This is a genomic window from Paraburkholderia sp. RL17-347-BIC-D, assembly GCF_046027915.1.
Taxonomy (GTDB): domain Bacteria; phylum Pseudomonadota; class Gammaproteobacteria; order Burkholderiales; family Burkholderiaceae; genus Paraburkholderia.
Map to the genome: position 1 here is coordinate 224,493 of NZ_JARESS010000003.1, position 15,315 is coordinate 239,807.

Genomic DNA, 15,315 nt, shown 5'->3' on the forward strand with positions numbered 1-15,315 from the left:
GTCGGGCTCTATTTGTGTTTTACGCCTTTCTTCTGCCCGTTTAGCACTCGTTTCTGCCACGGCCTTCGGCAAGCCACCACAAGCCTTGCCGAAAGCAAATGCCTCACACTACTTCGCTACCGGCATCGTAAACTCAGCGCCCTTGGCAATACTGTCGGGCCAGCGCTGCATGATGCTCTTGTAGCGCGTGTAGAACCGCACGCCTTCTTCACCATACGCGTGATGATCGCCGAAGAGCGACTTCTTCCAGCCACCAAACGAGTGCCATGCCATCGGCACCGGAATCGGCACGTTGATCCCTACCATGCCGATTTGAATCTGGCGCGAAAAAGCGCGTGCGACGCCGCCATCGGACGTAAACAACGACACGCCGTTAGCAAACTCGTTGGCGTTGATCAGTTCCACCGCGGAAGCAAAATCCGGCACGCGCACCACACACAGTACGGGTCCGAAAATCTCTTCGCGATAAATCTTCATATCGGTCGAAACATTGTCGAACAGAGTGCCGCCGAGAAAGAAGCCCTTCTCATGACCGCTGACCTGATGGCCTCGTCCGTCGACAACCAGCTTCGCGCCCGACGCGACACCCGAGTCGATATAGCCGACCACTTTCTCGCGATGCACCGCCGTCACCAACGGACCCATCTCGGCATCCGATTCCATGCCGTTGAGAATCTTCAAACTCTTCACGCGCGGCGTGAGCCGCTCGATCAACTCATCGGCGATATGCCCTACGGCGACGGCCACCGAAATCGCCATGCAGCGCTCGCCCGCCGAACCGTACGCCGCGCCGATCAAGGCATCGACGGCCTGGTCGAGGTCCGCGTCCGGCATCACCACCAGATGATTCTTCGCTCCGCCCAAAGCCTGCACACGCTTGCCGTGCTTCGTGCCTTCCGTGTAGATGTATTCGGCAATCGGCGTCGAACCGACAAACGACAACGCGCTGACTTCCGGATGCACGAGTAGCGCATCGACAGCAACCTTGTCGCCGTGCACGACGTTGAACACGCCGTCCGGCAAGCCGGCTTCCTTCAACAATTCCGCGAGGCGGTTCGAACAGGACGGATCGCGCTCCGACGGCTTCAGCACGAACGTGTTGCCGCACGCAATCGCGACGGGGAACATCCAGCACGGCACCATCATCGGGAAATTGAACGGCGTAATGCCGGCAACCACGCCGAGCGGCTGACGCAGATTCCAGTTGTCGATCCCGCCGCCGATCTGATCGGTGAAGTCGCTCTTCAACAGATTCGGAATGCCGCACGCGAACTCGACGATCTCGATGCCACGCATCACCTCGCCCTTCGCATCCGAAAACACCTTGCCGTGTTCACGCGTGATCAGTTCCGCGAGTTCGTCGTGGTGACGGTCGAGCAGTTCCTTGAACTTGAACAGGACACGCGCCCGCTTGATCGGCGCGGTTTCACTCCACACGGGAAATGCGGCACGGGCGGCGGCGACGGCGGCATCGACTTCGGCGACGCTCGCGAGCGGCACGCGCGCGCTCACGCTGCCTTGCGCGGGATTGAAGACGTCGCCGAAACGGCCGCTCGTGCCATCGAGCGTCTTGCCGTTGATGAAATGGGTCAGCGCGCGGGCGCTGGTCGCGCTGCGCTGGGTTTCGTCCTGATATGTCTCGCTCATGGTGTCCTCTTTCCTGTGAAGTCTTCCGCCCCGGCGCCCGCGGCGTGATAAACGCATGCTGAAGCTGAAGCGTACGGCGCTTCGGGTCGACAAATCCAATGAGTAATGCTCAACTGCGCTATAAGGCGAGCTAATATCAGGATATGGATCTGACTCTACTTCGGGCGTTCGTCACCGTGGCACGCGAGGGCAATCTCACGCGTGCCGCGGTGCATCTTCACCTGACCCAACCCGCCGTCAGCCTGCAAATCAAGCATTTGCAAGAGACGCTCGGCGTGACGCTGTTCACGCGGACCTCGCACGGGCTCTCGCTCACGCGCGACGGCCAGGCGCTGCTGCCCCACGCCGAACGGGCGCTCGCCGCGGCGAACGACGTGCAGCGGGCGGCGCAATCGCTGCGTCACGAAGTGCGCGGACGGCTACGGATCGGCACGATCCTCGATCCGGCGTTCCTGCGCTTGGGCGGCTTTCTCAAGCAGCTCGTGGAGACCTGGCCGCACATCGAGACGGCCTTGCGCCACGGCATGTCAGGCTGGGTATTGGACCAGGTTCGCGCGGGTGAACTGGATGTCGGCTACTACATCGGCCTGCCGTCCGAAGACGAACCACGCGACGGCCCGGCTTTTCATGCGGTCACGTTGACTCATTTCCAGTACCGTGTGCTCGCGCCGGCCGGCTGGAAAGACCGCGTGAAGGGCGCGCGCGACTGGCGTTCGCTCGCGGCGCTGCCGTGGATCTGGACGCCGCCGGCGTCGGCGCATAACCGGTTGTTGTCGCGCTGTTTCGACGAGGCTGGCGTGAAGCCGGTCAAGGTGGCGGAAGTGGACCAGGAGCCGTCGATGCTCGACCTGGTCAAATCGGGCGTCGGTCTCACGCTCGCGCGCGACGCCACCGCCATCGCCGAAGCGCATGCGCACGCGTTGACCATCGTCGAAGGTGTCACCGTGCCGACTCAGCTCACCTTTATCACGCTCGCGCGACGCAAGGAGGAACCGGCGATTGCCGCGGCGTTGAAGCTGATCGAGCAGCAATGGACGACTTGAGGCGCAGGTGAACCGAGTTTGCGTGTAGGACACAAGGACGCCAGGGGCGAGCGATATGAGCCCCTCTCATGACACGCTCATCAAATCGTGCGGCCCTCCTGACGATCTCCTTGCGCGTGCACCGTCGCCAGCGCCGATCGTGGAACACGATCGCCTGCCCGGCATCTGAAACCACACCGTCACGCAGTTTTTGTTAGATTGAGGGTTCGCGCTCACGCGCCGGCTCCGCATCCTTTTCCGTTCCACTTGACTTTGTCCTTCCCGGCAGCTTCGCCCCGGCAACACCGGAAGCCGCCGACCACTCCATCCTTCGACAGGAGCCTGACATGGCACGCAACATTGAAATCAAAGCCCGCGCCCAGCATTTCGAGCAACTCCGCGAACGCGCGGCGCAGCTCGCGCCGGACGCGCCGCTGATCTTCCGCCAGCAGGACTTTTTCTACGACGTGCCGCGCGGCCGCCTGAAGCTGCGCCAGTTCGACGACGGCACGCCGGCCGAGCTGATCTTCTATCAGCGCGACGACCGTGACGGTCCGAAGGCGTCGTATTACACGCGTAGCCCGGTGACCAACCCGGAAGCCATGCACGCGCTGCTCGCCACCGCGCTGACGACGCGCGGCATCGTTACCAAGGAACGGCATGTGTATCTGACCGGGCGGACGCGGATCCATCTGGACCGGGTCGACGGTCTGGGCGACTTCGTGGAACTCGAAGTGCTGCTCGCTCAGGACGACGACGAAGAAGGCGGCCACGCCGAAGCGCATGCGATGTTCGCCACGCTCGGCGTGCCGGAATCGGATCTGGTGGCGGTGGCTTATGTCGATCTGCTGAGCCCGGACAGCGAGCCGAAGCAAGCGGCATAAGACTGAGGCAATACGGGGCGCAGTGCGAAGTCAGCTCGCCAGGCGCCGTACCCATACTGCCGCCGCATCAAGCGGCGGCTGTCCCCGGCGACAGATGGCCCAGCGGCAACGGACCATTGCGTTTGAAGGTGGTGAGCACGATATTCGAGCGCACGCTATCGACGCCCGGCACGCGCATCAGCTTCTTCATCACGAACGTCGACAGATAGTTGAGATCAGGCGCGACGATGCGCAACAGATAGTCGGCGTCGCCCACCACGGCATGACACTCCAGCACTTCAGGCAGCACGTCGATTTGCTGCTGGAATTGCTCGATGATCGAATCGCCGTGGTGCTTCAACTTCAAACTGGTGAACGCGGTGACGCCGAGCCCGAGCTTCTCCGGCCGCAGCACGACGCGATAGCCGTCCACCACGCCCACCTGCTCCAGACGCTGCAAACGCCGTCCGATCTGCGACGGTGACAGCGGCACTTGCTCGGCCAGTTGCTGATGCGTCGCCCGGCCGAAGCGCTGAAGCACGTCCAGCAGCGCTAGATCGAAGTGATCCAAGTCGAACATGTCGAATACCCGCATTAAATGATCAGTTGATGCACGATTATTGCATATTTGCTCTGCAAACCGCCATCATTGCGCCCTTTCCGCACCCACACCGCTCTACACTTGCATAACCGATTTATACCAGCCGTCACCGTAGAGCGCAGCATCATGTCCACCGCCAATACCGCCAAACTGAAAGAGCAATTCGACGCCGGCCTCGAAACCCGCGCCGATTTCACCATCGATCAACCGACCGAACGCTACGGCGCGGTCGATCACGCGGTATGGCAACAGCTTTACGCGCGCCAGACGGCGCTGCTCAAAGGGCGTGTGTGCGACGAGTTTCTGGCGGGCGTCGAAACCATCGGCATGCCGGCCGACCGCGTGCCTTCGTTCGAGGAGATCAACGCGAAGCTCACGCCCGCCACCGGCTGGCAGATTGTCGCCGTGCCAGGCCTCGTGCCGGACCAGGTATTCTTCGAGCATCTAGCGAATCGCCGCTTTCCCGTGACGTGGTGGATGCGCCGCCCGGATCAGCTCGATTATCTGCAGGAACCGGACTGTTTTCACGATCTGTTCGGTCACGTGCCGCTGCTGATCAACCCGGTATTCGCGGACTACATGCATGCATATGGCCGCGCCGCGCTCGCCTCCCATGACGCCGGCGCCCTGCCGCTGCTCGCGCGCCTCTATTGGTACACAGTGGAGTTCGGACTGATCCGCGACGCGGCGAGTCCGAACGGCGTGAAGATCTATGGCGCGGGCATCGTGTCGAGCAAGGGCGAAACACTCTACAGCCGGCAAAGCGCGGCACCGAACCGCCTCGGCTTCGACCTCGAACGCGTGATGCGCACGCGCTACCGCATCGACACGTTCCAGAAGACCTACTTCGTGATCGACGACTTCGCGCAGCTCTTCAACGTCGCGCAAACCGATTTCGCGCCGCTGCTGGCCAGGCTCGCAGCCGAACCGGCGTTCGCGGCCGGCGACGTCCTCGAGCACGATCGCGTGATCACGCGCGGCTCGCAGGAAGGCTGGCTGGCCGACGGCGATATCTGAAAAGCAAGGCTGACGGGGCCGCCTGCGGGCGGACGGCATCCGTGAAAAAATAGCGGATGCGCACGTCCACCGGCGTGCCTGTTCAGATCAAATGAGGTGGCACCATGATTCACAAACTGACATCCGAAGAACGCGCCACGCAGATCGCCAGCTTGCATGGCTGGCAAGCCACAGCGGGCCGCGATGCGATTCAGCGCCAGTTTAAATTCGCCGACTTCAACGAAGCATTCGGCTTCATGACGCGCGTGGCGATCAAGGCGCAGGAAATGGATCACCACCCGGAATGGTTCAACGTGTACAACAAGGTAGAGATCACGCTGTCCACGCATGAAGCCGGCGGCTTGACAGAGCGCGACATCAAATTGGCTAAGTTTATCGATAGTATTACCGCGTAATACAAACGTACTAGTACGATCAGCGGGTTTAAACGCCGTAATTTGAGTATTTCTGCGGAAATGAAAGGGCTTTGCAGGTAATCCCTTGTCCAAACCTTCAGTTCTACAGGCTATTCTTAAGGTGCACGTAAGAATCCCACGCAAGCCTCGCAACCGTGTCCAAACGATCCGGTGATAGCGTGTGCTGACGCTGTACAATCATCAGCGCATACGGCTTGGAGAGCGCGCTTGCCTCCTTGCACAGAACGAGTTCGTCGCCGCTCGAAGGTGAGCGGGCGCGCCAGAAGTTGATTGCGGCTTCCAGTTCGTGAATGCTTATCTCGGACATGACTTCGTGATCGCTCTCAAGAAAACGCCGGGCCGTCCCAGGTTTTCTTGCCCCTGCGAGGGACTGGCGCGATGCGACAGGTCTGGGGGCGCCAGGTAGGCGCTTCAAGGCCGCTCGATGCCTGCTTCGTGGCCGCTTCGTGCCAGTTCGGTACGGCCACGCCGCACGCTGCCTGTGCAGCAGGCGCCCCGGCGAACCGCTTGCCCAAACGCCTAACCCATTGTACTTGAGCGAAATCCATGCGACTCCTTCTGATCGAAGATGACCGCCCCATCGCACGCGGCATCCAAAGCAGTCTCGAACAAGCCGGCTTCACCGTCGACATGGTCCACGACGGCATTTTCGCCGAACAGGCCCTCACGCAAAATCGCCATGAGCTGGTGATCCTCGATCTGGGTCTGCCCGGCATCGACGGCATGACGCTGCTCTCGCGCTTCCGTCAGAGCAATCGTCACACGCCGGTGATCATCCTCACCGCCCGCGACGAGCTCAACGACCGCGTGCAAGGCCTGAATTCCGGCGCCGACGACTACATGCTGAAGCCGTTCGAACCCACCGAACTCGAAGCGCGCATCCGCGCGGTCATGCGCCGCAGTGGTCCGCACGGCGATATGCCGCGTCCGGAAGTGTCGCTGGGCGGTGTGCGCCTGTCGGGCGTCGATCGCCGCATTTTCAACGACGACAAGCCGCTCGAACTCTCGCCGCGTGAATTCGCGGTGCTCGAAATGCTGCTGTTGCGTCATGGCCGCGTGGTCAGCAAGGCGCAGCTGCAAGACCATCTGACGCATTTCGGCGGCGATCTCGGCGACACCGCGATCGAGGTCTACGTGCACCGGGTGCGTAAAAAGCTCGAAAACTGCCGTGTCGAGATCGTCACGGTGCGCGGCTTCGGTTATCTGTTGCAGGAAATCCGTCAGGCCGCATAATCGTCGTGAAGGCCGCACGTTGCATTGCGGCCTGACGGCGCCGGGCCGGCGCCGCGCACTCGGTGCGCATTTCGCCGGCATCCGGCGAAATTTCACGGTGCTTGCGCCGTTGCTACTTTCCCGCGCGTTCGATCATGCCCCAGCCGGCCGCCAATAGTCTGCGCCGCACGCTGCTGCGGCGCCTCGCTGCTCCCCTTTCGCTGCTCGCGCTCATGAGCGGCCTGATCGCTTACTGGCTAGCTTGGCAGTACACGCAGCACGTGGTCGACCGTTCGCTCGCCGATCTCGCCACCGCGATCTCCAAACAGATCCAGATTGCCGGCCCGAATGCGCGCATCACGGTGCCGCCGCTCGCGCAAGCCATGTTCTCGGACCCGGTCGAGCACCTCGTCTACCGGATCAGCACCGGCGAAACGGAAATCGCCGGCGATCACAATCTCCCGCTGCAAGGCACGAGCGTGCGGCGCATGCATTACGCGTACGTATTCGAAACGCAGCATCAAGGCGTGACGGTGCGGGTCGCGCAGGTCCGGGTCGATCAGCCGACGGGCAATCCGATCGTCGTCGAAGTCGGTCAGCCGGTGCATCACCGGTTTCGCATCGCCGCCGAGTTTCTGGTCGCGATCATGATGCCGCTGTTGCTGCTGCTGCTGGCGGGCTGGGTGATCGTGTGGCGGGTGGTCAATCAGCAGCTCAATCCGCTCACCGATCTCGCGGACTCGCTAAACCGGCAAACGCACACGTCGCTGGAACCGGTCGACGAAACCTATGTGCCGGTCGAAATTCGCCCGCTGACCGGCGCGTTGAACGCGCTACTCGGTCGCCTGAAAACGGCACTCGACGGCCAGCGCAAATTCATCGCCGACGCCGCGCATCAATTGCGCACGCCGCTCACCGCCGTCAAGCTGCATGCCGAGCAGGCGGCCATCGCGCGCGACCCGCAGCAAACGCTAGCCGCTGTGCGTGAACTGCGCGCCGCAGCTGACCGCGCAGTGCGGCTGTCGAATCAACTGCTCTCGCTCGCGCGGGCCGAGCCGGGCGAACAGGCGGCTCGCTTCGTCAACGTGGACATGGCCGCGCTCGCGTTCGATACGGGCGCCGAATGGGTGCCGCGTGCGCTGACGTTCCATGTCGACCTCGGCTTCCAGCGTCTGGACGACCCCAGCAACGGCCATCCGTTGATGGCGCGCGGCAATCCCGTGCTGCTGCACGAAGTGATCGCCAATCTGCTGGATAACGCGCTCAAGTACGTGCCGCCGTCGCGTTTCGATGGCGGCCGCATCACGGTGACGGTGTCGCAAACGGTAATCGACGAACTGCGCATGGCGGAGATCATCGTCGAAGACAACGGGCCGGGCGTGCCGCGCAACCAGCAAGCCGATCTCTTCAAACGGTTCTTCCGCGGGGACGGTCAGAGCGACGCCGGCGTGGATGGCGGCGCCGGTCTCGGCCTCGCGATCGTCCACGACATCATGGTGCTGCATCACGGCAGCGTGCATTACGAGGACGCACCGGAAGGCGGCGCACGTTTCATCGTGCGCATTCCGCTCGTGCCGATCAGCGTGCAGAGCATCGTGGAACCCGAACCACGGCGGCCGGCAAAAAAATCGGCGCACTCGGCGCCGGTGGATAGCTAACGGTTCAGATGCTCGACGGGCTGCCTGGCGATCACACAGATGATCGACTCAGGCAGTCCGGATGTCATTTCTTCTTCGCTTTCTTCGCCGACGTTTTGGCCTTCTTGGCCGACTTCTCGGACTTGCCGTCGCCCTTCTCCTTCTCGGGCGGCGCCAGCATCGTGCCGCGGCACTTACGCGCGCCGCAACGGCATTCATATTCCTTCTTGAGCTTCTTGGTCTGACGCGCGTCGATCACGAGGCCGTAGTCGTAAAAGACTTCCTCGCCTTCAGCGATATCGCGCAACGCATGCACGTACACGTGACCGTCGATTTCTTCGGCTTCGCAGTTCGGCGCGCAGGAATGATTGATCCAGCGCGCGCTATTGCCGTTCACTTTACCGTCAATGACCTTGCCGCTATCGAGTGCGAAATAGAACGTGTGATTCGGTTCGGCCGGATTGTGCGGATGACGGCGCAACGCTTCTTTCCAAGAGATCCGCTCGCCCTTGTATTCGATTAGGCGCTCGCCGGCCGCAATCGGTTCGAGGGCAAACACGCCTTTGCCGTGCACACCCGAACGGCGCACGGCGATCCTGCGTGAACTCATTGAATGAATCCTTGTGAAGAACTGGGGGTGAAGTTCGGCAGCCGTCAGAAATGCCCGCGTCTGACGCGCTGCTTTTTTCTGACGCGGATAGCAAACGCGGCGCCTTGCGAGCGCCGCGTCGGACTTGCGACGCTCGCGCGCCACAACCGGCATCCTACACGCTGAAGACGGCTTCGTTCAACCGTCAAAAAGACGCGCACGTATGACGGGTCGCCAACTTCACCGTTGTCCGAACGAAATGTCGCCGAACAGTGCCTTTTGCTCGCGTGGTTGCGAACGCCAGTACTGCGGTGGCGCTTCGACCGTCGCGCCGAGTTGTGCCGCGGCGTGCCACGGCCAACGCGGGTTGTACAGTAACGCGCGCGCCAGGGCGATCAGATCGGCGTCGCCGTCTTCGATCAGTTGTTCGGCATGCAACGGGTCGGTGATCAAGCCTACGCCGATGGTCGTGAGGTCGGTGGCTTCCTTGACCGCCTTGGCAAAGGGAATCTGATAACCCGGTTCAAGCGGAATCCTCTGCAACGGCGAGACGCCGCCGGACGATACGTCGATCCAGTCGCAGCCGCGCTTTTTCAGTTCCTGCGCGAACGCGATCGTGTCCTCGAGCGTCCAGCCGCCTTCGACCCAGTCGGTTGCGGAGACGCGCACGCCGACCGGCTTGTCGGCGGGAAATGCAGCGCGCACGATATCGAAGATTTCAAGCGGAAAGCGCATGCGGTTTTCAAGCGAACCGCCGTAGTCGTCGTCGCGCTGATTGGCGATCGGCGAGAGGAACTGATGCAGCAGATAGCCGTGCGCCGCGTGGACTTCCAGTGCGTCGACGCCGAGCCGCGCGGCACGGCGCGCCGAGGCGGCGAAGGCTTCGCGGATGCGGTTCAGCCCAGGCGTGTCGAGCGCCAGCGGCGGCTCTTCGCCGGCCTTGTGCGGCAACGCGGACGGCGCGTGCGGCAGCCATCCACCTTGCGATACCGGAATCAGCTGGCCGCCTTCCCACGGCGCGTGGCTCGACGCCTTGCGCCCGGCGTGCGACAACTGCATCGTGACCTTGATGTGCGAATGCTTGCGGATCGCGGCCAGCACCGGCACGAGCGCGGCTTCGGTGACGTCGTCCCACAAACCGAGATCGCCGGGTGTGATGCGGCCGTCCGGCTCGACCGAGGTCGCCTCGATACAGAGCATGCCGGCACCGGATAACGCCATGCTGCCGAGATGGATCATGTGCCACGCCGTTGCCTCGCCACGGTCGGCGGAATACTGGCACATCGGGGACACGACGATACGATTGGGAAGCGTCACGCTACGCAGCGTGAGCGGAGAAAAAAGCGCGCTCATGGATTACGCCCAGTAGAAACCCGAGAGCGATCGAGCATAGCACCGCAAGTGATTTAGTGCTGGCCCGCGGACTTTCAGGATTTCAGGGTTTCGCCTCGACCTGGTCGAGCCACTCGCCAAACATGCGGCACGCGGCGGCTTCGAGCGCGGGACCGAACTTCGCGGTCTCGGCCCGCAACTGGCGCGCGTCGATGCCGTGGCCGACCAGCTCACCGGCGTTGCCAATCAGCCATGGCTCGAAGCGATCGGTACGAATCTCCGGATGACACTGCAGACCCAGAACATGATTGCCCCAGGCGAACGCCTGGTTTTCGCAGGCCGGCGTCGACGCAAGACGCGTTGCATTGTCGGGAAGATCGAAGGTGTCGCCGTGCCAATGCAGCATGGAGGTCTGCGCGCCATCCAGATGACGCACCGGTGACGCGCGGCCGGCGTCGGTCAGCGTCAGCGGTGTCCAGCCGAGTTCGGTATGGCCTGCGGGATAGACGCGAGCGCCAAGGGCACGCGCGATCAATTGAGCGCCGAGGCAGATGCCGAGCGTCGGCAAACCGGCCGCGATGCGTTTCTCGATCATGGACAGCAGCGGCACGAGCGTCGGGTAAAGCGCGTCGTCGGTTGCGCTGATCGGGCCGCCGAGCACCACCATCAGCGATGCGGCGACCGGGTTCGGCGCCTCGATGCGGGCAAAGCCGACATCGAGATAACGGACCGGGCGCCCGCGCTCGCCGAGCACCAGCTCGAGACTGCCCAGATCCTCGAAGTGCACGTGGCGAATGGCCAGAACTTCGCGATTCATCGGCCTGCCCCACCTTCAGGTTGACTAAAGACTTGCCGCCACGCGGCACAGTCGGCTGACAGGCGGCATAGGCCGCCTGCCGAAGCCGGCTTGGCAGTGTAGCGGATTGTCCCGGAAGAAGCCGCCTTATTGGGCGAAGATCTTCCAGGTCTTCTTCTGGGTGGCGACGTCGGCCGTCTCGTACACCGAGCAATCGAGGCGCAGATCCGTATCCGACATATTCAGATCGAGCAACGCGCAATGATGCGGCGTCTTCTTCGGGTTCTTGCTCGGCTCGAAGTGCGTGCAGCTCAGGCACATGCGGTGCGGCGGAATCGTGCCCTGCGCTTCCAGCTGATGCACGGTCTTGAGCAGCGTGCGATAGAACACCGCCTGCTCGTCGTCACGCAGCGTGCCGACCGCCTTGGCCAGGAAGTCCGGCCATTGCGCGGCGCGCTTCGCCGCCGTACGGCCACGCGCCGTCAGGCGGACCGCGAGGGCGCGGCCGTCGTCGAGGGCACGGCGCTTTTCGACCAGCCCTTTGGTTTCGAGCGTGCTGACTGCATCACTGGTCGTCGCGGCGGTGAGCGCCGTTTCACGGGCAATTTCGCCGAGACGCATCGGGCCTTTGCGCTGCATCAGCAAGACCAGAATTTCGCCTTGAGTTGGTGTCAGGCCAGCGCCCTCCGCCCATTCCCAAGCCTGGCTCCGCATTGCCGTGCTCAATCGCAATAGGCTGTGGGTCACCCGCCCGGTCGCCTGTTCTCCGTATACGCCTTCGCTCATAATCTTCGATTGGTTTATTTACAGCTTTCGTACGATGCCGGCGAACTGCTTGCCGACTGCGCCCGTAGCCTGTGTGGGGTAGCCTCGCCCAACTGCGACAAGACGGTTTTCTACTATCTCAAAAATTTACCGCCTTGCAAGGCAAAGCAGCGAAAACGACATTCTATGCGAGAGCGGCGAATCGTACAGCTAAGTTATCCAACACAAGCTGTGGATAACCATGGGAAAACTTAGGGATAGCTTGTGCGCTGATTCTTGATAAGCACCCAGGCCCGGTCTACCCGTCCCAAAGTTGTCCTCGTATACCGGCGCCGATGCGCCCTCGATCAGTTCAGTTATGGTTTACGCAGCGCATTGACTTTGCAGGGAATTATTCAGTTGTCCACAGGCAGATGCAATGCTTGTTAACTACTACTACGTTTGTATACGTTAACTCTATAAAAACCAAAGGCACGCCGAGCTGGAAAATTAATTTACTGAAAAAAACCCGCTCGAGGCGGGTTTCCTTACGATTTGACGTAAGCAATCCTGTCTTTGCCTACGCCCGCCACTGCAAACACTGTTGCCGGACAGCTTCATGCAGAGACTTTTCCCGTTCGACCACACCGCGTAACCAGGTTGCATCATTGACCTGACCGCGAGCGATCGCGCCGATTTCAGCAAGCGCATTACCCGAACCCAACGCTTCGGCGTGCGGAGCGATCAGATCCAGCGTTTCGAGGATGTCTTCGGAAATCGTCTTGCGCTCACCCGTCTGCGGATTGATGCAGGTGCCGGCAAGACCAAAGCGGCACGCTTCGAAACGATTGAACGTGTAGACGAGGTAATCGTCTTCCTGCGGCGTGATCGGTTTGTCGAGCAGCAGATGCCGGGCAAGCGTCTGGATATAGCAGGCAATCGCCGCCGCGCGATCGACCGACAACGGCGTATCCATCACACGAACTTCGATCGTGCCGAAACCCGGCTTCGGCCGGATGTCCCAGTAGAAATCTTTCATGCTGTTGACGACGCCGGTGTGGACCATCTTCGAGAAATACTCCTCGAAGCTGTCCCACGTCAGCACGAACGGCGCGCGGCCCGACAGCGGGAACGCGAACACGGAATTCAGTCGTGCCGAATGAAAACCGGTATCGACACCCTGCACGAACGGCGACGATGCGGACAACGCGATGAAATGCGGAATGAAGCGTGACAACGAATGCAGCAGATAGAGCGCGCTGTTCGGATCCGGGCAGCCGATGTGCACGTGCTGGCCGAACACGGTGAATTGCTTGGCAAGATAGCCGTACAACTCGGAGATGTACTGAAAACGTGGCGTATCGACGATCTGCCGCTCGCTCCATTGCTGGAACGCATGCGTGCCGCCGCCGCACAAGCCGACGTTCAGACGGTCGGCCGCGGACACCAGCGTGTCGCGAATCTTGCGCAAGTCGGTGACGGCCTGCTCATGCGTCGTGCAGATGCCCGTCGACAACTCGATCATGCTTTCGGTGATTTCCGGCGTGATGTTGCCGGGGATCTTTTCGTCCTTGATGAGGCGCATCAGATCCGAGCCAGCTTTGGTCAGATCATAGTCGTGCGTATTGACGATCTGCATCTCGAGTTCGACACCGAATGTAAACGGTTTCGAATCGATGAAGGGTTCGAGTGACATGGCGTCCCCTGAGTCAGGTCGGCCAGGTGTGAGTCACATACCCGGCCGTTTTTGAATCGAATATAAGTTGGATAAAGCGTGTCAAACATCGCGCCTTGAGTAGCGCAGCGCGCTCATTGACTTGCGCTTACACTTCACGCCGTTCAGCCACCAGCGCCAGGCTGCGATAGACGAGCCACGGCCCGAGAATCTGCAGCACGAAAATGGAACACATCACGATAGCTCGCAGTTGCGGATCGAAGTTCGGATACAGGTTGTAGGTGTCGTCGACCAACAGATACGCAAGCGCCGACATCGGCGATAACGACAGACCGAGCGCCATCCCCTGCTTCCAGTTCAAGCCGCTCGGCTTGGCGAACGCCAGCACGCCGACCAGCTTAGCCACCAGGCGCGCAACAATCAGACCCAGCGCCGCGACGCCGCCAAGTGCGATGTCTTTCCATTCAAACGAAGTCAGCGTCAGCACGAACAAAATCACCGTCAGCAACCAGCCGGCCGTGCCGAAATGCTCCGGCCACAACTGCGGACGCGCCTCATGATTCTTCACAATGATGCCGGCGGCCAGCAACGCAAGAATGGTCGACAGCTTGAACAGATGTGCGACCGCAATGGCCAGCAGCACAAGACCGAACAGCGCGACGAACGAGTGCTCGTCCTGCATGTTCAAACGTCGATAGAAGAACGTGCAGGTGCGCGCGAGCAGATACGCGAGCACGAGCGAGCCGACCAGCAGATAGAGCGGTTGCAGGATGGTCGCAAATACGTTGCCGTAAATTTCCTGATGCAGCCAGCTCGACACGAGCTTTTCGATCACCACAGCATACATGCTGTTCAGCGCGGTCAAGGTCAACAACCGCTGGGTGACCTGGCCTTCCGCACGCAATTCTGTTTTCAGCTGAATCACCATGGCCGGCGATGTCGCCATGGCGATCGCGGCGAGCACCGTTGCCACCATCAGCGGCACGTTCAGGAACAGCAAAACCGGCAATACGAGCGCGAATGTCAGCGTAGCTTCGGCGACGCTCGACAGAATCAGCCAGGGATTGCGACGGATCCAGCGCAAGTCGAGCCGGCTCCCGAGTTCGAACAACAGCAACCCGAGCGCGACATCGAGCAGCGGCCGCGCGGCGCTCGCGGAATCCGCATCGATCACGCCCGAACCGGCCGCGCCGGCAATCAGACCAATGACCGCATACCCGGAAATGCGCGGTAAACGCCACGCGCGATAGCAAAGCTCACCGCACAGACCGGCGGCGAGCAATGCGAGACCAGCCCAAAAAATGGCGTCGGGTGAAAGCGGCCAGGCTGGAAAAAATGAAAACGCCGAATTCATCGTGATGGGTTCTCCTTTGCAGCAACGGCAGACGACACGAACCGGCGCAAACACCGGCGAGCGAGTGGGCACATGACGCGCTCACTGTCGCGATCGCTTCGCGTGGCCAGCGTTGCGAGTTTTCAACGATCGGATGATCTGAATGCGCGGCAACAGCAAGGAAGCTGGCGCATTCGGGGTGCGGCCGTAGCAACCGGCACGGTGAAAGAACGCCGTCGACTTTGAATCAGATTCTGATTGAGCGGCACCGTTCCGTTTGCTGCGTGTGCCGCTGTAGAGACAAGGCACGACGCGGAAAAGAACGGCGATTGTGCCATAGCTTTTTCAGCCTCGACCGAAAAGGCGCGAACATGCTGGCAAAACGGTAAAAACGTACGGTATCTCGCCGACATGAGGAAAAACCGACCGTT

15 protein-coding genes are annotated in these 15,315 nt (G+C 61.4%); 6 read left to right on the forward strand and 9 right to left on the reverse strand.

What is annotated here, in order from left to right; translation table 11 throughout:
* Window positions 1-108: 108 nt before the first annotated feature.
* Window positions 109-1,647, reverse strand: a complete 1,539-nt coding sequence (locus P0D96_RS06505; protein WP_408312512.1) for a CoA-acylating methylmalonate-semialdehyde dehydrogenase — start codon at window positions 1,645-1,647, stop codon at window positions 109-111.
* Between the two features lie 143 nt (window positions 1,648-1,790).
* On the opposite strand from P0D96_RS06505, the gene P0D96_RS06510 reads away from it, so the two are divergent.
* A complete protein-coding gene (locus tag P0D96_RS06510; RefSeq protein WP_408312515.1) occupies window positions 1,791-2,690 on the forward strand; it encodes a LysR family transcriptional regulator in 900 nt (299 codons plus the stop codon).
* 326 nt (window positions 2,691-3,016) lie between these two features.
* Window positions 3,017-3,553: a class IV adenylate cyclase gene (locus tag P0D96_RS06515; RefSeq protein ID WP_095417868.1), complete on the forward strand. Its 537-nt coding sequence runs from the start codon at window positions 3,017-3,019 to the stop codon at window positions 3,551-3,553.
* Window positions 3,554-3,620: 67 nt separating this feature from the next.
* Here P0D96_RS06515 and P0D96_RS06520 read toward each other — a convergent pair whose 3' ends face one another.
* The gene (locus P0D96_RS06520; RefSeq protein WP_132376515.1) at window positions 3,621-4,112 is read right to left on the reverse strand and encodes an Lrp/AsnC family transcriptional regulator; all 492 of its coding nucleotides are present in this window, start codon (window positions 4,110-4,112) and stop codon (window positions 3,621-3,623) included.
* A 147-nt stretch (window positions 4,113-4,259) separates the two neighbouring features.
* On the opposite strand from P0D96_RS06520, the gene phhA reads away from it, so the two are divergent.
* Both phhA and P0D96_RS06530 read left to right on the forward strand, forming a co-directional pair.
* Window positions 4,260-5,150 (forward strand): phenylalanine 4-monooxygenase, encoded by an 891-nt coding sequence (gene phhA / locus P0D96_RS06525; protein ID WP_408176347.1) that lies wholly within the window; start codon window positions 4,260-4,262, stop codon window positions 5,148-5,150.
* Between the two features lie 104 nt (window positions 5,151-5,254).
* Window positions 5,255-5,545 carry a 4a-hydroxytetrahydrobiopterin dehydratase gene (locus P0D96_RS06530; protein ID WP_408176345.1) on the forward strand — a complete coding sequence of 97 codons (291 nt, stop codon included), beginning with the start codon at window positions 5,255-5,257 and terminating at the stop codon, window positions 5,543-5,545.
* Between the two features lie 103 nt (window positions 5,546-5,648).
* Here the strand turns inward: P0D96_RS06530 and P0D96_RS06535 are convergent, their stop codons facing one another.
* Entirely contained in the window at window positions 5,649-5,873 is a 225-nt protein-coding gene (locus tag P0D96_RS06535; RefSeq protein ID WP_132376512.1) for a DUF3717 domain-containing protein, read from the reverse strand.
* A 239-nt stretch (window positions 5,874-6,112) separates the two neighbouring features.
* Between P0D96_RS06535 and P0D96_RS06540 the strand changes: the two genes are divergently transcribed.
* Window positions 6,113-6,799, forward strand: coding sequence for a response regulator (locus P0D96_RS06540; protein WP_013590077.1), 687 nt, complete (start codon window positions 6,113-6,115; stop codon window positions 6,797-6,799).
* A 134-nt stretch (window positions 6,800-6,933) separates the two neighbouring features.
* Window positions 6,934-8,436 (forward strand): ATP-binding protein, encoded by a 1,503-nt coding sequence (locus P0D96_RS06545; protein WP_408176344.1) that lies wholly within the window; start codon window positions 6,934-6,936, stop codon window positions 8,434-8,436.
* Between the two features lie 64 nt (window positions 8,437-8,500).
* Here the strand turns inward: P0D96_RS06545 and P0D96_RS06550 are convergent, their stop codons facing one another.
* The 6 genes from P0D96_RS06550 to P0D96_RS06575 all read right to left on the reverse strand — a co-directional run bounded on the left by P0D96_RS06550 (window position 8,501) and on the right by P0D96_RS06575 (window position 14,905).
* Window positions 8,501-9,025: an SET domain-containing protein gene (locus tag P0D96_RS06550; protein ID WP_408176343.1), complete on the reverse strand. Its 525-nt coding sequence runs from the start codon at window positions 9,023-9,025 to the stop codon at window positions 8,501-8,503.
* Window positions 9,026-9,244: 219 nt separating this feature from the next.
* A complete protein-coding gene (locus tag P0D96_RS06555; protein ID WP_408176342.1) occupies window positions 9,245-10,357 on the reverse strand; it encodes an NADH:flavin oxidoreductase/NADH oxidase in 1,113 nt (370 codons plus the stop codon).
* An 82-nt stretch (window positions 10,358-10,439) separates the two neighbouring features.
* Window positions 10,440-11,153 (reverse strand): glutamine amidotransferase, encoded by a 714-nt coding sequence (locus P0D96_RS06560; RefSeq protein ID WP_132376508.1) that lies wholly within the window; start codon window positions 11,151-11,153, stop codon window positions 10,440-10,442.
* Between the two features lie 126 nt (window positions 11,154-11,279).
* Window positions 11,280-11,918 (reverse strand): MarR family winged helix-turn-helix transcriptional regulator, encoded by a 639-nt coding sequence (locus tag P0D96_RS06565; RefSeq protein ID WP_132376507.1) that lies wholly within the window; start codon window positions 11,916-11,918, stop codon window positions 11,280-11,282.
* Between the two features lie 538 nt (window positions 11,919-12,456).
* Window positions 12,457-13,572: a YbdK family carboxylate-amine ligase gene (locus P0D96_RS06570; RefSeq protein WP_132376506.1), complete on the reverse strand. Its 1,116-nt coding sequence runs from the start codon at window positions 13,570-13,572 to the stop codon at window positions 12,457-12,459.
* Window positions 13,573-13,699: 127 nt separating this feature from the next.
* The gene (locus P0D96_RS06575; protein WP_132376505.1) at window positions 13,700-14,905 is read right to left on the reverse strand and encodes a cation:proton antiporter; all 1,206 of its coding nucleotides are present in this window, start codon (window positions 14,903-14,905) and stop codon (window positions 13,700-13,702) included.
* Window positions 14,906-15,315: the final 410 nt, after the last annotated feature.